Source organism: Arboricoccus pini (genome assembly GCF_900187945.1).
GTDB lineage: Bacteria > Pseudomonadota > Alphaproteobacteria > Geminicoccales > Geminicoccaceae > Arboricoccus > Arboricoccus pini.
The window spans coordinates 228,404-245,006 of record NZ_FYEH01000001.1; the positions used below are offsets into that span (position 1 = coordinate 228,404).

The window sequence follows — 16,603 nt, forward strand, 5'->3', positions numbered from 1 at the left end:
CAGGTGCGTGCCCGCCCTCAAGAGGCGGCGACCTCCGAAGCGGGCTCGAGCATGGCGCCCAACTGGCTCATCGCCTGGATGATATGCTCGTTCGTGCCATTACGCACGAGCTCGGCCGCCACCAGCACCGCCTGGCCGAAACCAAACCCGTCCGTGCCGCCATGACTTTTCACGACGACGCCGCCCAGACCCAGGAACATGGCACCGTTATGGACGCGCGGATCGAAGCGCTCGCGCAGCTGGCCCAAAGCCGGTCGCGATACCAGATAGCCGAGCTTGCCGCGCATGCTGGAAGAAAAGGCGCCCTTGAGCTCGTCCATGAGCATCTTGGCGGTCCCCTCGGCAACCTTGAGGGCGACGTTGCCGGTGAACCCGTCCGTCACGATCACATCCACATCGCCCTTGAAGATGTCGGTGCCCTCGACGAAGCCCTGAAAGTCGATCGGCGGCGGCAGCTGCCGGAGAATGGCCGCCGTGTTGCGCACGATATCGTCGCCCTTGAGTTCCTCCACGCCGACATTGACGAGCCCCACGCGCGGCCGCTCGATCTTCAAGATCGCCTGGGCGAACACCGTGCCCATCACCGCGAACTGAACGAGATGCGTCGCGTCGCAGTCGATATTCGCCCCGAGGTCCAAAAGGACGATGGGCCGTCGCCGCGAGGGCAGGATGCCGCAGATCGCCGGTCGGTCGATGCCGGGCAGTGTGCGCAGCACGAGCTTGCCCATGCCCATGAGGGCGCCTGTGTTGCCCGCCGAGACGGCGGCCGAGGCCTCCTTCTCCTTCACCGCGTTGATCGCCAGCCGCATGCTGGACGTGCGCCCCTGGCGGACGGCGACCGAGGGCTTGGCATCGCCGGCGATGAAGGCATCCGTGTGGCGGATCGTCAGGGCGGCGGCCAGCGCCGGCCTGGCCGCCACGAGCGGCGCCAGCTTCGCCTCGTCGCCGAAAAGCAGGAAATGCAGCTCGGGCAACTGCTCCAGAGCCCTGGCGGCCCCATCGACGACGATCTCGGGAGCCTTGTCCCCGCCCATGCCATCGAGGGCGATCGTCAATGTCACGATGGTTGATCCCTACCTGCCGCGATAGGCGGCGTCATCCGATCCATGTCCTTGCCGTCACCGGGAAGACCTAAGATCCTCCGATGGTTTCCGCCGCCCTCATAGCGAAAAGGATCGCGCAGCACGAGCCTCATCGGCCATCTTCCTTCTGGCCCTTGAGGGCGCTGAGGACGGCGAACGGCCCATCTCGCGGCGGCTCGCTCACGACGTCCTGGCCGGGCTCGAAGCCAGGCGCATGCGGATAGGGGTCCAGATTGACCGCCAGCTCCTCGACGACGATCTCGCCCACGTCCAGCTTATCGCCCTCGAGTGGCTCAAGGTCCAAAAGGTCCGGATCGATCGTGATCTCGGTCTCGTCGGGCACCTCGCCCGTCGTGAACAAGCGCTGAAAGGGCAGCCACGTCACGCTCTCGAAGGGCTCGAGCGAGACGACGCAGGTCTGGATCACCCGCGCCTCCAATTCGCCATCGACGGCGAAGACCTCGGCGCTGCCATGCCGCGCCACCCGGAGGGTCGCCTTCAACGACCGCAGCGCGACTAGGTCCAGCCTGCTGGCCAGCGCGTCGCATTCGGCCTTATCCGCCTCGATCTCGAGATTGAGCCCGTCCTCGGGCAAGCGGTGGATCGATACCGGCCGCGACATTTCGGGGACAGGTAATACCGACGGGTCGCTCACGAGACCCTCTCCATTCCGTCTAGACGACCGGCCAGCAGCTCGTCGCCGGGAGCGGCGCGCAGCAAGCGTGCCTCGTCCAGGACGGCATCCCAGAGAGCCGGCGCCTTTGCCGCCGCCGGATCCCCATAGACGTTCTTGCCCAAGATCTCGATCATGGGGCGGACATCGCCCGTCGCCAGCGCCCGATCCAGGTGCTGCAAGCGGAAATAGAAGCTCTGCGCCATGCGCTTCACATATTTGCCAATCGAGAGGTCGCCGATCGCCAGCTCGCGCAACGACCGGTCCATATCCTTCATCATGCAGTCGAACAGAACCTGCGCCAGTTCCTTGCCGGCCGGCCCTGCCTCGTCCAGGCGCAATGCCAAAAGACCCGCGTGGAGCTGGATCATCTCCCAGCGCCCCTCGGTCGTGTCCGGCACGCCTAACCCGGCAAAGAGATAGGGCCGCCGTGCGCGAGCGACAACCGCCCCATAGAGCGCCCACGCCCGCGTCTCCAGCTCGCGCTGGCGCGGGCTCAACCCCGAGCGGCGACCAACCCAGCTGACCAGCCGCCCAACTCTGTTTCTTTGCCTGACCTCGTCCACCTGTCGCCGCGCGTCCATTCGTGGTACCGGAACTCGGACCGTTCGTCCCTCGAGGTGACATATAGCCATGGTGCCCAGCAAGTGACCCTTTCGCGCCCGTCCGGCAAGGCCCTGTGTTTCAAGCCCTTGTCCCTGGCGAGCAGCCTCGCGGCCATCGCCCTGCTCGCCGCCTGCTCGCCCACCATCGACAGCCGCGGCTACCAGTTCGACCAGGGCCGGATCGACCAGATCACGCCCGGCGTCACCAGCCGCGAGGAGGTGGCCCGCATCCTGGGCACGCCGTCGACCACGGCCACCTTCAATGACAGCAATTGGTATTATATCAGCCAGCGTTACGAACGGCGAAGCTTCTTTCAAGACAATCTCGTGAAGCAGGACGTAGTCGACGTCGTCTTCAACGACAATGGCATCGTCTCCTCGGTGAACAAATCCGGCCTCGACAACGCCACCGCCGTCAAGCCGATGGCCCAGACCACGCCTACGGGCGGTGCCGAAATGAGTGCCGTTGCTCAGTTCATCAGCAATATCGGCCGCTTCAACCCGACAGGCGGCGGCGCCACGCCCGGCCAGCGGCCAGGCGGTACCTACGGCGGCGGCTGATCGGTCCGGCCTTCGGACACAGCATCGTCTTCAGCCGGCCTAGGGCCACGGCGCTTCGCCGGCTGCGGACTCGTCTCACTGCAAGGCGGCGATCGATGCCAGGATCAAGAGTGCCACGATATTGGTGATCTTGATCATCGGATTGATCGCAGGCCCCGCCGTATCCTTATAGGGATCGCCCACCGTGTCGCCGGTGATCGCGGCCTTGTGAGCCTCGGAGCCTTTGCCGCCGAAATTCCCCTCCTCGATATATTTCTTGGCATTGTCCCAGGCGCCGCCGCCCGAGGTCATCGACAACGCAACGAAGATGCCCGTGACGATCGTGCCGAGAAGCAGGGCGCCAAGGGTCTCCAGCGCCGCCGCCCGCCCGGCTATCGCCGCAATCAGCAGATAGACGATGATCGGTGCCAGCACCGGCAGCATCGAGGGGATGATCATCTCGCGGATGCCAGCCCGCGTCAGCATGTCGACCGCCCGGCCATAATCCGGCTTCGACGTGCCGGCCATGATGCCCGGATCCTCGCGAAATTGCCGCCGCACCTCCTCGACGATGGCACTGGCCGCGCGCCCGACGGCCTGCATGCCCAGGGCACCGAAGAGATAAGGCAGCATGCCGCCCAGGAAGAGGCCGACCACGGTAAAGGGGTTGGCCAGATCGAAGCTGACCTTGAGGTCGGGGAAATAATAGTGAATGTCCTCGACGAAGGCCGCGAAGAGGACCAGGGCCGCCAGGGCCGCCGAGCCGATGGCATAGCCCTTCGTTACCGCCTTTGTCGTGTTGCCGACGGCATCCAGCGCGTCGGTATGTAACCGTACCTCCGGCGGCAGTCCCGCCATCTCGGCGATGCCGCCGGCATTGTCGGTCACCGGCCCGTAGGCATCGAGGGAGACGACCAGCCCCGTCAGTGCCAGCATCGTCGTCGCGGCGACGCCGATGCCATAGAGCCCGGCATTGTGGTGGGCGACCAGGATGCCGGCACAGATCACGATCACCGGCAGGGCCGTGGCCTCCATCGAGATCGCCAGGCCCTGGATGACATTCGTCCCATGACCCGTGGTCGAGCTCCGGGCTATGCTCTTGACCGGCCGGTGGCTCGTGCCCGTGTAGTATTCGGTCACCAGGATCAAGAGCCCCGTCACTGCAATGCCCGTCAGCGCGCAGAGCCAGACGTTGAAGCCGCCGAACAACACCGTCGTGTAGCCGCCCGAGCGCGCATCGTAGGTCGTGCCGAAACCGAGCACGATCCAGGTGACGGGCAGGAGGGCAATCGCGGAAATCCCGGCCGCCCCCCAAAATCCCTTATAGAGCGCGCCCATGATGTTGTTGCTGGCTCCCAGCTTCACGAGATAGGTGCCGGCGATGGAGGCCAGGAGGCAGATGCCGCCCACCACCAGCGGATAGAGCATCAAGGCCGAGGTAAAGGGCGAATATTCGAAGAAGATGGCACCCAGGAGCATCGTCGCCGAGACGGTGACCACATAGGTCTCGAAAAGATCGGCCGCCATGCCGGCGCAGTCGCCGACATTGTCGCCCACATTGTCGGCGATCACCGCCGGGTTGCGCGGATCGTCCTCGGGAATGCCCGCCTCGACTTTGCCCACCAGGTCGGCGCCCACATCCGCACCCTTGGTGAAGATGCCGCCACCCAGACGGGCGAAGATCGAAATCAGCGAGGCGCCGAATGAAAGGCCCAGGAGTGCTTCCAGGATCGTGCGCGTCGAGGCCCCGAAGATCAACAGCAGGCCATAATAGATGGCCACACCAAGGAGACCCAATGCCACCACCAGCATGCCGGTGACCGCACCAGACCTGAACGCCACGTCCAGGCCGCCGGCCAGCCCCGACGTCGCCGCAGCCTGCGCCGTCCTGACATTCGCCCGCACCGACACGTTCATGCCGATGAAACCAGCACAGGCTGAAAGGACGGCACCCAGAAGATAGCCGATGCCGACGGCGAAACCCAGAAACAAGGTCAGGATGACAAAGACGATCACGCCGACGATCGCGATCGTCCGATATTGCCGGTTGAGATAGGCGCTGGCCCCTTCCTGAATGGCGGCCGCGATCTCCTGCATCGTCGCATTGCCCGCCGGCATCGCCAGGATCTGCGCCCGAGTAAGATAGCCATAGGCCAGCCCTGCGCCGCCACAAGCGAGCACGAGGACAAAGTAGAACCACTCGAGTCCCGTCATGGGCACCTCAATGATTATGAGTTCGTTATTCTTGCGCGCGAGCGGTGATCCTCATCTCGTCCTTTAGCCTTCCCTGACGCGCGTCTCGTACGTGAAGCGTTCGAATTCGCAGGTCGATGCAGCCCCTTGGCCGGAGCCGTCACCACGAGCAGTAGTCCCGCAGTTAATGAGTGTCCATGAAAGAAGGGGAGAAGAATAAACCTCCGCCTCCGGACAGCGATCCGATGATCGCCGTCTCATTATGCGGACGTGAGGAGGAAGCCTTCGGCGACCAGGAGGCACCGCCTCCTGGACCTGGGGCGATGGGGTGGGTCGGACAGCGGGCGGCGCATGAGATCTGTTATATAAGGACTATATTCCTTGTACAGTGGGCCCCATGGACTGGACCGATCGTCTCGCCCCCAAGCCGCCACGGCGCCGCTACCCCTTCTGGGCCAGGCGCGACCGCAGGCGCACGGCCCAGGCCATGGCGGCCGGACGTACCGCCCAGGAGATGGCGCTCGTCAATCGCGTTCCCGTCATGGAAGTCGAGAAGCTGCTCCGGGACGAGGAGTTCCAGGAACTGCTTCGGCATTACAGCGCGGTGGCATCGCTCCCTTATGAGGAGCGCATCGCCCGGCTGGCACCCCTGGCGCTCTCCATCCTGGAGATGGGTCTGGAGACGGGCGACATGCGGGTCGCCATGTTCGTCCTCCATGAGCAGAACCGGGGCCGCGATCCGGCCCGGAGCATGGCCCAGCGCTTCGTCGCCCGGGCCGAGGCCGCCGCACGGGAGGTGCACCCCAGGCCCGAGCGTCGCCCACCCGTACCGCCGGCCGAACCGCGCCAGCCGCCGGGCGACTGGAGCCATTGCGCGGCGATACCCGAGCACCAGGAGGAGGCGGAAGCGCTGGCCCTGGCCGATCTGCGCCGGGTGGCGCGGGACAACCGGGCTGAGCTGAACCGGCTGGCGGACAAGCTGGCGTCGGAAGCGGAGCGGATGGGTACGGGCCTTGGTCCGAACGCCTTGCCCTCGCTTCGCCTTGAGGCGGTGGCGCGTGGTGTGGCGCGGTACTGGCACGAGCGGCCGGCCGAGAGCATGCAGGCGGCGATACGCTTGCAGGGTGCGAGGAAGATCGGCCGCTACGGGACCGGCCCGCCCTCGTGATCCTGGCCGGCTGAGACTCGATCCTCACCCGCGACCGACAACCCCACCCCAACCCGGGTCCAGGGGGCGGTGCCCCCTGGCCGCCGGAGGCATCCCTACTTTCTCGCAGCGAGACGGCGATCATCAGATCGCCGAGGGCAGCGGGAGGCTGCTTCCTACTGCAAGAATCCCCATCTCGGCACGGCAGGTTCGGCTTGGGCCCAGTGCCATTGGCCGTTGGCCTGGCAGGCTGTGGTGAGGAAGAAGGATTTGGTTTTTTTATCAACGACGGTGAAGGCGACTTCCTTGCAGGGTGCGATGGGGTTGTTGATGAGTCGGGTAACCTGCATGCGGCCTTCGGCGTTGCCGATAGGAATTGAGTGCTCGACTTTCCATGCGCGGGTTTCGCCGACCTGCATGAGGCCGACTTCATGGATGATGGCTTCCTGTTCCGTGCCCTGGCGGGTTCGCATGATGTAGTTGAGTGAGGCGTCGGTGGCAGCTCGGGTACCGACGGCGACGCCGTAGCCTACATAGGGGTTGGCCGTGAGGGCGCCTGCGGTGCCGCCGGCGGCTAGGCCGACCAGGTCGGGGGCGGCAGCGCAGCCTGAGACGATCGTGGCGAGGAGGAGGAGGGCTGCGGTCTGCCATCTGGTGCGAAGGACGGCCAGGGCCCTCATTGCAGGGAGCCCCAACGGGCGGTCGAGGGCTCGGCTGCTGCCCATTGCCAGCCATCGGCTTCCTGGCAGATCGTCGTTGTATAGACGCCGTTGCTTGGTTTCTTGTCCATTTTGTCGACGGAGAAGACGAGTTCCTTGCAGTTCAGGCCCGGTCCCTGGATGACTCGGCTGACGGCGACGCGTCCTTCCTTGTCTTCCTCGATCGGCACGCTATGGCTGATCGACCAGGGGGCAACTTGGCCGGCTGCCAAGGGCCCGCCCGCCTTGGCGATGGCTGCCTGTTCGTTCGCGTGTAGGCTACGCTCGCCATATTGCAGGCCCGCATTGGCGATCGAGCGAACGCCCAGGCCGATGCCGGTCGCCAGCATGGCATTGTCGGTCAAGGCCGTCGCGGCGGCGGCGCCGCCGACGCCGGCGACGTCGGCTGTCGTTTCGGTCAAAACGGATCCGCAGGCGCTGAGCAAGAGTGCCTGCGGCAGCAAAATGAGTAAGGCCAGCTTGCGCCAAGCCATCACCAACTCCTCCAACATCGTCTTATTGAAACTTTATTGGTCGCAACCGAGAGGATCAGTCAAGGTGACAACTTATTACTTATAGGTTGAAAACCTTCGCCCCGACGGGTTGACTACGATTGAACAAAGCCTGGATCGGGGTAGCTTTTGTCATGATCTTGTCTTTCGTCGACAGCCGGGCAGCGCTAGCGTTTTGACAATAAGCGTCGAAGCGGGGGAGCGATGAACGCGTGGGCGCAAAGGGGGCCGCTGAGCGGCCTGACCGTCCTGGTGACCGGTGGTTCGGGCGGGATCGGCCGCTGCATCGTGCTCAGTCTTGCTGAGGCGGGCGCGCGCCCGATTGTCCATTATGGGCGGGATGCTGCCGGAGCCGAGCTGTTGCTGGCCGAGATCGGCGGCATGGGCTGGACGATCCAGGCCGATCTAAGCGATCCTGCAGGCGCCTCGGCGCTGTTCGCGCAGGCTCTTGCCCGGGCCGGGCGCATTCATGGCCTGGTCAATAATGCCGGGAGTCGCAAGACCGCGGCGCTTGGGGGATCGCTCGAGGCCTGGCAGTCGGCGTGGGATGCGGATCTGCGCCTCAATCTCCTGGCGCCGGCCGATCTCTGTCGTGCGGCGATCCTGCATTTCCAGACGGCCGGAGGCGGCCGGATCGTCAACATCGCCAGCCGGGCAGCGCAGCGCGGCTATGCCGCCGACTTCATGCCCTACGGGGCAGCCAAGGCCGGCCTGATCAATCTCACCAAGTCGATCGCGCGTGAATTTGGCGGCCAGGGCATCGAGGCCGTGACGATCGCGCCGGGCTTCGTGCGCACGGCGATGGCGGATGAGTATGTGCGGCTGCATGGCGAGGCGGCGGTGGGCGACATTCCGATCGGCGCCATGGTGGAGCCGGCCGAAATCGGCCAGTTGGTGGCCTTCGTCCTGCAGCCGGGCCAGCGCAGCCTGAACGGCGCCACCCTGGACGTGAATGGCGGCAGCTACCTGCGATAGCCGCTACCGCGCATGGCGCTTTTTGAGCGGGGTCATGGGCCATTCAGGGGGATGACGTCGACGGCGACGGCGATCTTGTGGCGGCCGCCACCGTAGATGATGCCCGAGACCGGCGCGACATCGCTATAGTCGCGCCCATAGGCCAAGGTTACGTGATGGTCGCCGACGACGACGTCGTTGGTAGGATCGAGGTCGACCCAGCCCTCGGGACCGACCCAGACCGAGACCCAGGCATGGCTGGCATCGGCGCCGACGAGTCGCTCCTTGCCCGGCGGCGGGCGGGTCATCAGATAGCCGCTCACGTAGCGGGCGGGTAATCCCAGGGAGTGGAAGCAGGCCAGGGCCACGTGGGTGAAATCCTGGCAGACGCCGCGGCGCATCGCGAAGGCCTGGGCGGTTGGCGTATGCGTGTGCGTGGCACCCGGGTCGTAGCGGAAATCCTCGAAGATGCGGTGATTGAGCTCCAGCGCCGCGTCCAGGATCGGCCGCCCGGGCGTGAAGCTCTCCCTTGCATAGGCCAGGCACTCGGGCAGTATGGGGGTTCTTGGCGTCGGATAGGATTGCTCGACGGCGGCAAGAAGCGCCGGCCGGTCCGGCTGTTCGAGCGAATCCAGCACTGTTTCCCATGAGGGTGTGGCGGCCGCCGCGGGCGGCGGGCGCCTGTTCACCTCGACCCGGCTCGAGGCTTCGACCACGAACTCGCCGTGCTGGCGTTCGATGGTCAAAAATAGGGTGTGATTGCCGAAATAATCCTGATCCGGCAGGCGTCGCTGCGGCTGCGGCGTGATTACGACCTCGCCCTTCAGCCGCTGCTGTCCCGGCATGTCGCGCGGCTCGACGCGCAGCAGATGGTAGGCCACCGAGACGGGGCTGCCATAGCTGTAGCTGGTCTTGTGGCGGACGTCGAAGATCATGCGCCGGCAGCCGGCAGGCTTCGGCCCTGCATGCTCATGGCCAGGATCGATACCGGCATCTCGGCGTGGGCGAAATGGCTGTGCATGACGAGATCGGAGAGGGCCGGGAGGTCGACCAGGAGCCCGTCCACCAGTCCGTCCAGCACCGGCCGCCGCCGGTCCGCGCCCTGACGGGCTAGTTCGCCCACCTCGACCAGGCGAAGTCCCGTCAAGATCTTGAGGATCATGCGGTGCTCAGCCGTCCGATGCGGCCCCTCGCTCGGCAGGGCCGCCAGATGCGCCTCGATCTGCACTAGCTGGTAGGCGATGCTGCGCGGATTGGTTTCGTCCAGGACCAGGAGGTCGAGGACGGGGATCAAAAGCGGCGTCATCAGATAGCGCGACCGATAGGTCATGAAGCTGTCGCCCAGCTCAAGGAGCAATCTTAGCGCATGATCGCCTTCTTCCAGGGCCGGCTGGCCGTGGCGCGTCAGCCGCTTGATCAACAGCGCCATCTCGGCCGCGCGCTCGATCCGCCGCCCGAGCTCCAGGAAGCGCCAGGCGAAGTTGCGGGTCATGTTCTCGGCCTCGGTGCCGGCAAAGGCATTGAGCGAACGGATGCCGCCATCCAGGAGTTCCAGCGTTGCCCGGCTGAGCACGGGCCGCTTCTCGTCACGCCAGCCGCGCTCGAGCCAAAGCCCGCTCAATATCCGCCAGGCGTCATGGCTGATCTGGTCACGGACCAGGGTCGCCGTGCGGTGCAGATGGTCGAGGCTGGCCTTTAGCGCATAGGGCCCGACGAGGAGCGCCTTGCCGGCCTGGCTCGCAATATCGGCCGTGGGATCGACGACCGGGGGGGCTTCGCCATCGACATCCGGCGGGGCCAATAACCGCTCGGCCAAAGCGGGCTCGGCCTCGTCATGGCGATCCTCGAGGACGCGCGAGAGGAGGCTGCGCAAGACGCGCATCCTTCCCTCTGCCCGCTCGGCATAGCGCCCCAGCCAGAAGAGATTATCGGCCGTGCGGCTCAGCAGGTCGGCGCCGGTGCGGCGCAGATGGACAGCACCGATGGAGGCCCGCAGGAGCGACAATTGGTGCATCTCCGGCACCGAGCCGGTGATCCAGAGATCCTTGCTGCCAAAGCCGTTCGGCAAGGCCGGCGCGGCCGGGGCGCCGGCCATCCGCACGAGTCCGCCCGGCAGCACGTTCCAGTCGTCGCCGATCCGGGTGAGGTAGCAGCGAATGGCAAAGGGGCGGGGCTGCAAACGGCCGTTCTCGAAGCTGGGTGCTGTCGCCAAGTCGACCGGCGGGACCGCGACATTGCTCCAGCCATCCATGGCCAGGCTGCGCACCAGGCTCTGATGCTCCTGGCGTGAGAGCGAGCGCGGATCGATCGTGCCGACCGGCGCGCCCGGATCGTTCCGGCCACGCAGCGGCATCAGGCGCAGATCGGGCCATTCTGCCATTGCCTGCTCCAGCGCCTCCTCGGTCCCGAGCCAGTGGCAGGGCGCGTCCCCGAGGAGAAGATCCTCGTCCAAAAGCAGGCGTGCCGCCGCCTCGCTCCAGGGAGCAAGTGCCCGATTCTGCATAAGGGCGGCACCAGGCCCATTGGCGACGATCACGCCTTCCGAGCGGATGGCCTGCATGAGCCCGGCTACGCCGCTCCTGCCCGTCGTGAACAAGGGATCGATGCCGGCGCCCCCGACCCGACGAAGCAGAAGGTCGATCCTTTGCAACCCGTCCAGGGTCTTGAGATAGAGGTGACCGTCGCGGACAGTGAGGTCGGCCGCCTCCGTCAGCGTGTAACCGAGATAGCGGGCCAGATAGGCGTGGCTGAAATAGCAGGGATCCTCGGGCCCGGGGCTGAGCACGGCGATGCGCCCGTCATCCTTCCTGAGCTGCGCCTGCAGCGCCTCCTGCATGGCCCGATAAAAGCCGGCGAGGCGGCGTGCATGCGTGGCGCGAAAGAGGCCGGGCATGCCGTGGCTAAGCGCCACCCGGCTGGCGATGACATAGCCAGCGCCGATATCGGTATCCGTCTGGTCGCCCAGGACGACCCAGTTGCCGGCGCGCGTCCGGGCGATGTCGCAGGCATAGGTATGAAGGAAGCGATGATTGGCCAGACCGGCTTCCGCGTGGACGAATTCGGCAGCGCCAAGGAAGGGCCGGGCCGGCAGGATCCCCTCGGTCAAGAGCCGCTTCGGCCCGTAGAGATCGCCGAGTGCCGCTTCCATCAGCCGGGCGCGCTGCCGCAGCCCGGCCGAGATCCGCGCCCATTCGCCATCCGTCAGCAGCAAGGGAGCCAGATCGAGTCGCCACGTGTGACGCCGGTCGTCCGGATCGGCGTAGACGTTGAAGGCGATGCCGCTCTCGCGCACATGCCTGCTGGTGGAATCCAGCGCCGCCTGTCGCCCGTCGGCCCCGAGCGTGGCGAAGCCGTCCAGGAAGGCGCGCCAGTGCGGGCGGATTTGTCCACGCGCATCCACCATCTCGTCATAGCCGCCACGCTCGGCGGCGTAACCCTCGAGCACCGCGCCCAGATCAGCGTCCAGGCCCGGTTGCCCGGCGGCAGCGCTTAGCGCCTCGTTGGCGGGTGAAAACGACATGGCGGCTGGTGATCGATCATCATTGGAGGAGCGGGTGGCGGAAGGGATGCGCCAAAGCGCTGCTCCTGTCCATGTGGGAGCTTGTAGCACCCTAAGGCCTCATGCCCCTAACGATCCTATGCCGCGCCTGGCGGCGGCCCGGGCCGCGAGAGGATGAAGCCAGCCACCGCCAGGAGTACCGCCAACTGGACGAGGAGGATCCAGCCGGGCAGCCGTAAGAGCAGGGTGATGAGAAAGGCCACTCCCATCGCGACCAAGGTCAGGCTCTTGGCCCTGGTCGAGATGCTGCCATGCATTTGCCAGTCCAAGATGGGCGGTCCCAGGCGCGGATGGGCCAGGAGCCAGACATGCAGGCGCGGGGAGCCGCGCGCGAACAGGGCAGCCGCTAGAAGGAGGAAAGGGGTCGTCGGCAAAAGCGGCAGGAAGATACCAAGGATTGCCAAGGTTACCGCCGCCCATCCAGCGCCGAGCCAGATCCATCGCATCGTCGATCAACGCCTTACTCGTTGCCAAGCGCTAATGCCGTCGTGAGGGCGCCCTCTTGTTTGCCGGCGGGCAAGGACCTAACCTTACCTGGATCTCAACGGGGTGTTCCTTAAACATAATCGACCGCGCAGGCGGCCGGGTTTTTAAGGAGCTGAGAGGTGCGGCTTGGCACGACCCGTCGAACCTGATCCGGCTCATACCGGCGAAGGGATTTGAGATGCGCCAGCCCGGGCACGCCCCGAGGCTCCCACGCATGTCATGTCCCGATCCGGCGGCCGACTATGTGTGGAATGACGCTTTGTCAGACTTCTCGCCCGTTTCGCTGCCCTCGAATGTCAGCCGCACCTCCCTTGTAGCGGCCACGGCCAAGTCCCTCGACAAATTGAGGGATGCCCGGCCCCGCGTCCATGCGCTCACCAATTTCGTCGCCATGAACGTCTCGGCCAACGTCATGCTGGCCTCGGGTGCAGTGCCCAGCATGACGTTTCGCGCCGAATCAATGCCAGATTTCGTCGCGAGCACGGCCTCGCTCCTCGTCAATCTGGGGCAGCTCGAGCCGGAGCGCGAGGCCGCCATCAAGCGGGCCGTGCCGCTGGCGCTCGAACTTAATCGACCCTGGGTCCTGGATCCGGTCAAGGTCGAGCGAAGCGGCATGCGCCAGGATCTGGCAGCCGGCCTCCTGCGGTTGCACCCGGCCGTGCTGCGCGCCAATCGCGACGAGGTCCTGGCTCTTCTCGGCACGACCGGTTCGGCCGAGCCGGACCTCGAGGGGGCGACCGACACGGCCCGGCTCCTGGCCCAGTCGAGCAACATCGTGGTTGCCGCCACCGGTGCCGTCGACATTATCACGGATGGTAAGCGGACGATCCGGCTGGCCAATGGCAGCCTGCTCATGGACCGCGTCACCGCCATGGGATGCGCCAGCTCCGCGCTTCTCGCCTGCTTCCTCGCCGTCGAGCCCGACCCCCTCCTGGCCGCCGCCCAGGCGCTCTTCCTCTTCGGCGTCGCCGGCGAGGTTGCGGCCGAGCGGGCGGCTGGCCCCGGCACGTTCGAGCCGCATCTGATCGATGCCATCTTCGCCATGGATGCCGCCACCCTGGATGCCCGCGGGAAGCTCTTATGAAACCGACGCTCGATCTTCGCTGCTATGCCATTCTCGACCCCGAGCGCTGCCGGGCGCGCGATCCGCTCCCCCTCCTGGCCGCCGCCGCGAAGGGCGGCATCACCTTCGTCCAGCTGCGCTGCAAGCATCTGGATACCGGCGCGTTCGTCAGCCTTGCCAAGGGTGCCCGCGCGATCCTTGAGCCGCACGGCATTCCCTGCGTCGTCAATGATCGTGTCGACGTGGCGCTGGCGGCCGGCATTCCGGGCGTCCATGTCGGGCAGTTCGACATGTCTCCCGCCGACGCCCGCCGTCTGTTGGGCAAGGATGCCCTGATCGGTCTTTCCGTGCATCACCCGCATGAGGCCGACCTGCTCGACCCGACCCTTATCGATTATGCCGGCATGGGGCCCGTCTACCAGACCGCCAGCAAGAACCCCAAGGACCCGCCAACCGGCCCCGCCGGGCTCGGCAGGCTGATGGCGCATCTCCGCGGTCGTCTGCCGGGCTTTCCCATTTGCGGCATTGCCGGGATCACGGCGGAGAATGCCGGCCCGGTCATCGCCGCCGGCGCCGATGGCGTGGCCGTCATCTCCGATCTCTTTATGGCAGACGACCCCGAGCAGGCCGCCATGCGACTGCGCCTTGCCGTCGACACCGCGCTGACGGCAAGGGCGGCCGGGCAGGCGCCTGCATGACGACGCCAATCGCCCTTTCGATCGCCGGCTCAGACAGCAGCGGCGGCGCCGGCATCCAGGCGGACCTCAAGACCTTTTCCGCCCTCGGCGTCTACGGTGCCACGGCAATCGCCGCCCTGACGGCACAGAACACCCTGGGCGTTCAAGCCGTCCTTGGCATCGAGCCCGGCTTCGTGCGCCAGCAGATGGACAGCGTATTCGCCGATCTTCGCGTCGATGCCGTCAAGATCGGCATGCTCGGCACGCGCGAGGTCATCGAGGCGGTGGCAGCCGGGCTCGATGCCTGGCAGCCTCGCTACGTCGTCGTCGATCCCGTCATGGTCGCCAAAGGCGGGGCCAGGCTGCTCGACGAGGCGGCGATCGGCGCCATGCGCGAGCTTCTCCTGCCGCGCGCGACGCTCCTGACCCCGAACCTGCCCGAGGCCGCCGTCCTGACGGGCCTGGTCCCGCCCGGCGATCGCGACGGCATGATCGTCCTGGGGCGGCGCCTCCAGGAAGCCGGAGCCGCCAACGTTCTTGTCAAAGGCGGCCATCTGGAGGCGCCGGACGCGCCGGACCTTCTGCTGATGGGCGGCACTCACCAGTGGTTCGAGGGGCAAAGGCTGGCCACGGCGCACACGCACGGCACGGGCTGCTCCTATGCGGCCGCCATCGCGGCCCTCCTGGCGCGCGGCCGCCCGCTGGAGGCAGCCGTGGCCGAGGCCAAGGCCTGGCTGCTGGCGGCGATCGAGGCCGGGATGGAACTCGGCATCGGCCACGGCCGGGGGCCCGTCCATCATTTCCATGCCTGGTGGCCCAAAACTTGAGCGCGCGGCCCCCCGGATTCCGCATCGAAGTGCCCGAACTGGCCTTCGGCAACGACGTGCTGCTGCAGAATTTCGACGCCAGCTTCACAGGCGGCGGCTGGACCTGTCTCCTTGGCCCCTCGGGCTCCGGCAAGACGACGCTTCTTCGCCTCGCCGCCGACCTGCAGCAAGGCGGCCGGGCGATCGCCGATGACGGAATGCCGCTCGCGGGCCGCGTCGCCTACATGGCCCAGACCGACTTGCTCCTGCCCTGGCTCTCGGCCGAGGCCAATGTCCTTTTGGGCTGGCGGCTGCGTGGCCATGGCAGGGTCGGGGCGGCGGCGCGCGCGCGGGCTCGGGCTCTCCTGGCGGAGGTGGGGCTGGGCGATCAGGCAGGCCTCCTGCCGCAAGCGCTCTCGGGCGGCATGCGGCAGCGCGTGGCGCTGGCGCGTACGCTTATGGAAGACCGCCCGGTCGTCCTGATGGACGAGCCCTTCAGTGCACTCGATGCCATCACCCGCTACCGCCTGCAGGATCTGGCGGCCGGGCTGCTGGCCGGCCGGACTGTGCTGCAGGTGACGCACGATCCGCTGGAAGCACTGCGCCTGGGCCAGGAAATCCTGGTCCTCAAGGGCCGTCCGGCCAGACTTGCCGAGCGCATCCACCTTTCAAGCCCGCCGCCAAGGCCCGCGGACGCGCCGGAACTGACCGGCCTGCATGCAAAGCTGCTGGCAGCGCTCGCCGGCAGCCCGGCGCCCGAACGGAGGGCCGCCGCATGATGGCCAGCCTCGTCCGTGGCCTGGCCGTGATGCTGGGCCTTCTCCTTCTCTGGCAGCTCCTGGTCTGGGGTACGGGCGTGCCGCGTTATCTGCTGCCCGAGCCGCTGGCCGTCTTTGAAGCCCTCTGGCTGCAAGGGCCGCTCATCCTCCACCACGCCCTCTTGACGCTGGCCGAGATCGTCCTGGGCCTCGTCCTGGGCCTGCTTCTGGGCGGCCTCATGGCCCTGGTTCTGGCGAGCTCGTCCCTGCTCAGCCGCTGGCTCCTGCCCCTCGTGATCGCCAGCCAGGCCGTGCCGGTCTTCGCCCTTGCCCCCTTGCTCGTCCTCTGGCTGGGCTACGGCATGGCCTCCAAGGTGGCGATGGCCGTCCTCGTCATCTTCTTTCCCGTCACCGTCAGCTTCCATGAGGGATTGCGGCGGGTCGAGCGGGGCTGGATCGAACAGGCCAGGGTCATGGATGCGGGTGCCGCCAGCATCCTCTGGCATATCCGACTGCCGGCGGCCCTGCCGGCCTTCGGTGCCGGTGCCCGTATCGCCGCCGTCGTGGCGCCGATCGGCGCCGTCATCGGCGAGTGGGTCGGCTCGGCGGGCGGCCTTGGCTATCTCATGCTGCACGCCAATGCCCGCATGCAGACCGATCTGCTCTTCGCGGCCCTTCTCGTCCTCTGCCTGATGGCGATGGCACTCTGGCTCATCGTCGACCGCCTGCTGCGCCGTCTGATCTTCTGGCAGCCCGACACGCTCCATGCGGCCTGAGGCATGCGCGCTCGGCTGCCGGCAATATTTCCTTCCTGGGACCGGGCAAGCCTGCGCGGTCCGGATCGGCCCCC

17 protein-coding genes and 1 riboswitch are annotated in these 16,603 nt (G+C 66.6%); of the genes, 8 read left to right on the forward strand and 9 right to left on the reverse strand.

Going from position 1 to position 16,603, the window contains the following annotated elements; genetic code table 11:
* Window positions 1-17: 17 nt before the first annotated feature.
* The 3 genes from plsX to CFB17_RS01100 form a co-directional block, all read right to left on the reverse strand.
* Window positions 18-1,061 (reverse strand): phosphate acyltransferase PlsX, encoded by a 1,044-nt coding sequence (gene plsX, locus CFB17_RS01090; RefSeq protein WP_279311691.1) that lies wholly within the window; start codon window positions 1,059-1,061, stop codon window positions 18-20.
* 130 nt (window positions 1,062-1,191) lie between these two features.
* Entirely contained in the window at window positions 1,192-1,737 is a 546-nt protein-coding gene (locus CFB17_RS01095) for a YceD family protein (protein WP_133063805.1), read from the reverse strand.
* Window positions 1,734-2,339, reverse strand: a complete 606-nt coding sequence (locus tag CFB17_RS01100; protein WP_165769352.1) for a ubiquinol-cytochrome C chaperone family protein — start codon at window positions 2,337-2,339, stop codon at window positions 1,734-1,736. The genes CFB17_RS01095 and CFB17_RS01100 overlap by 4 nt, the downstream gene beginning before the upstream one ends.
* Before the next feature lie 63 nt (window positions 2,340-2,402).
* Here CFB17_RS01100 and CFB17_RS01105 point away from each other — a divergent pair, with 63 nt between their 5' ends.
* A complete protein-coding gene (locus tag CFB17_RS01105; RefSeq protein WP_165769353.1) occupies window positions 2,403-2,921 on the forward strand; it encodes an outer membrane protein assembly factor BamE in 519 nt (172 codons plus the stop codon).
* A 75-nt stretch (window positions 2,922-2,996) separates the two neighbouring features.
* On the opposite strand, the gene CFB17_RS01110 is transcribed toward CFB17_RS01105, so the two are convergent.
* Window positions 2,997-5,114: a sodium-translocating pyrophosphatase gene (locus CFB17_RS01110; protein ID WP_088559551.1), complete on the reverse strand. Its 2,118-nt coding sequence runs from the start codon at window positions 5,112-5,114 to the stop codon at window positions 2,997-2,999.
* A gap of 376 nt (window positions 5,115-5,490) precedes the next feature.
* Here CFB17_RS01110 and CFB17_RS01115 point away from each other — a divergent pair, with 376 nt between their 5' ends.
* On the forward strand, window positions 5,491-6,261 hold the full coding sequence (locus tag CFB17_RS01115; protein WP_088559552.1) for a hypothetical protein: 771 nt from the start codon (window positions 5,491-5,493) through the stop codon (window positions 6,259-6,261).
* Window positions 6,262-6,416: 155 nt separating this feature from the next.
* Here the strand turns inward: CFB17_RS01115 and CFB17_RS01120 are convergent, their stop codons facing one another.
* Together CFB17_RS01120 and CFB17_RS01125 are read right to left on the reverse strand one after the other, a co-directional pair.
* On the reverse strand, window positions 6,417-6,920 hold the full coding sequence (locus CFB17_RS01120) for a hypothetical protein (protein ID WP_088559553.1): 504 nt from the start codon (window positions 6,918-6,920) through the stop codon (window positions 6,417-6,419).
* The gene (locus tag CFB17_RS01125) at window positions 6,917-7,432 is read right to left on the reverse strand and encodes a hypothetical protein (protein ID WP_207761880.1); all 516 of its coding nucleotides are present in this window, start codon (window positions 7,430-7,432) and stop codon (window positions 6,917-6,919) included. Before CFB17_RS01125 ends, CFB17_RS01120 begins: the two co-directional genes overlap by 4 nt.
* A gap of 222 nt (window positions 7,433-7,654) precedes the next feature.
* Between CFB17_RS01125 and CFB17_RS01130 the strand changes: the two genes are divergently transcribed.
* Window positions 7,655-8,425, forward strand: coding sequence for an SDR family NAD(P)-dependent oxidoreductase (locus tag CFB17_RS01130; RefSeq protein ID WP_088559555.1), 771 nt, complete (start codon window positions 7,655-7,657; stop codon window positions 8,423-8,425).
* 32 nt (window positions 8,426-8,457) lie between these two features.
* Here the strand turns inward: CFB17_RS01130 and CFB17_RS01135 are convergent, their stop codons facing one another.
* From CFB17_RS01135 to CFB17_RS01145, 3 genes are all read right to left on the reverse strand, one after another.
* The gene (locus CFB17_RS01135) at window positions 8,458-9,339 is read right to left on the reverse strand and encodes a transglutaminase family protein (protein ID WP_088559556.1); all 882 of its coding nucleotides are present in this window, start codon (window positions 9,337-9,339) and stop codon (window positions 8,458-8,460) included.
* Window positions 9,336-11,924, reverse strand: coding sequence for a circularly permuted type 2 ATP-grasp protein (locus CFB17_RS01140; RefSeq protein WP_088559557.1), 2,589 nt, complete (start codon window positions 11,922-11,924; stop codon window positions 9,336-9,338). The genes CFB17_RS01135 and CFB17_RS01140 overlap by 4 nt, the downstream gene beginning before the upstream one ends.
* Window positions 11,925-12,040: 116 nt before the next feature.
* Window positions 12,041-12,409, reverse strand: a complete 369-nt coding sequence (locus CFB17_RS01145; protein ID WP_088559558.1) for a YbaN family protein — start codon at window positions 12,407-12,409, stop codon at window positions 12,041-12,043.
* An 89-nt stretch (window positions 12,410-12,498) separates the two neighbouring features.
* Window positions 12,499-12,639: riboswitch (TPP riboswitch) on the forward strand.
* Between the two features lie 24 nt (window positions 12,640-12,663).
* On the opposite strand from CFB17_RS01145, the gene thiM reads away from it, so the two are divergent.
* Genes thiM through CFB17_RS01170 form a run of 5 tightly spaced genes read left to right on the forward strand, consistent with a single transcriptional unit; the run spans window position 12,664 to window position 16,529 of the window.
* The gene (gene thiM, locus CFB17_RS01150) at window positions 12,664-13,533 is read left to right on the forward strand and encodes a hydroxyethylthiazole kinase (protein ID WP_088559855.1); all 870 of its coding nucleotides are present in this window, start codon (window positions 12,664-12,666) and stop codon (window positions 13,531-13,533) included.
* Window positions 13,530-14,210 (forward strand): thiamine phosphate synthase, encoded by a 681-nt coding sequence (gene thiE / locus CFB17_RS01155; RefSeq protein WP_088559559.1) that lies wholly within the window; start codon window positions 13,530-13,532, stop codon window positions 14,208-14,210. The genes thiM and thiE overlap by 4 nt, the downstream gene beginning before the upstream one ends.
* The gene (gene thiD / locus CFB17_RS01160) at window positions 14,207-15,016 is read left to right on the forward strand and encodes a bifunctional hydroxymethylpyrimidine kinase/phosphomethylpyrimidine kinase (protein WP_088559560.1); all 810 of its coding nucleotides are present in this window, start codon (window positions 14,207-14,209) and stop codon (window positions 15,014-15,016) included. The genes thiE and thiD overlap by 4 nt, the downstream gene beginning before the upstream one ends.
* Complete coding sequence (locus CFB17_RS01165; protein WP_207761881.1) at window positions 15,013-15,774, forward strand: ABC transporter ATP-binding protein; 762 nt, start codon at window positions 15,013-15,015, stop codon at window positions 15,772-15,774. The genes thiD and CFB17_RS01165 overlap by 4 nt, the downstream gene beginning before the upstream one ends.
* A complete protein-coding gene (locus CFB17_RS01170) occupies window positions 15,774-16,529 on the forward strand; it encodes an ABC transporter permease (RefSeq protein WP_088559857.1) in 756 nt (251 codons plus the stop codon). The genes CFB17_RS01165 and CFB17_RS01170 overlap by 1 nt, the downstream gene beginning before the upstream one ends.
* Window positions 16,530-16,603 lie beyond the last annotated feature (74 nt).

Excerpts from the sequence above, each read along its gene's own strand:
- CFB17_RS01130 (WP_088559555.1), top strand. The coding sequence starts at position 7,655 with ATGAACGCGTGGGCGCAAAGGGGGCCGCTGAGCGGCCTGACCGTCCTG.
- CFB17_RS01135 (WP_088559556.1), bottom strand. The coding sequence starts at position 9,339 with ATGATCTTCGACGTCCGCCACAAGACCAGCTACAGCTATGGCAGCCCC.
- thiM (WP_088559855.1), top strand. The coding sequence starts at position 12,664 with ATGTCATGTCCCGATCCGGCGGCCGACTATGTGTGGAATGACGCTTTG.
- CFB17_RS01170 (WP_088559857.1), top strand. The coding sequence starts at position 15,774 with ATGGCCAGCCTCGTCCGTGGCCTGGCCGTGATGCTGGGCCTTCTCCTT.
- CFB17_RS01110 (WP_088559551.1), bottom strand. The coding sequence starts at position 5,114 with ATGACGGGACTCGAGTGGTTCTACTTTGTCCTCGTGCTCGCTTGTGGC.
- thiD (WP_088559560.1), top strand. The coding sequence starts at position 14,207 with ATGACGACGCCAATCGCCCTTTCGATCGCCGGCTCAGACAGCAGCGGC.
- CFB17_RS01120 (WP_088559553.1), bottom strand. The coding sequence starts at position 6,920 with ATGAGGGCCCTGGCCGTCCTTCGCACCAGATGGCAGACCGCAGCCCTC.
- CFB17_RS01115 (WP_088559552.1), top strand. The coding sequence starts at position 5,491 with ATGGACTGGACCGATCGTCTCGCCCCCAAGCCGCCACGGCGCCGCTAC.
- CFB17_RS01100 (WP_165769352.1), bottom strand. The coding sequence starts at position 2,339 with ATGGACGCGCGGCGACAGGTGGACGAGGTCAGGCAAAGAAACAGAGTT.
- CFB17_RS01125 (WP_207761880.1), bottom strand. The coding sequence starts at position 7,432 with ATGGCTTGGCGCAAGCTGGCCTTACTCATTTTGCTGCCGCAGGCACTC.
- thiE (WP_088559559.1), top strand. The coding sequence starts at position 13,530 with ATGAAACCGACGCTCGATCTTCGCTGCTATGCCATTCTCGACCCCGAG.
- CFB17_RS01145 (WP_088559558.1), bottom strand. The coding sequence starts at position 12,409 with ATGCGATGGATCTGGCTCGGCGCTGGATGGGCGGCGGTAACCTTGGCA.
- CFB17_RS01140 (WP_088559557.1), bottom strand. The coding sequence starts at position 11,924 with ATGTCGTTTTCACCCGCCAACGAGGCGCTAAGCGCTGCCGCCGGGCAA.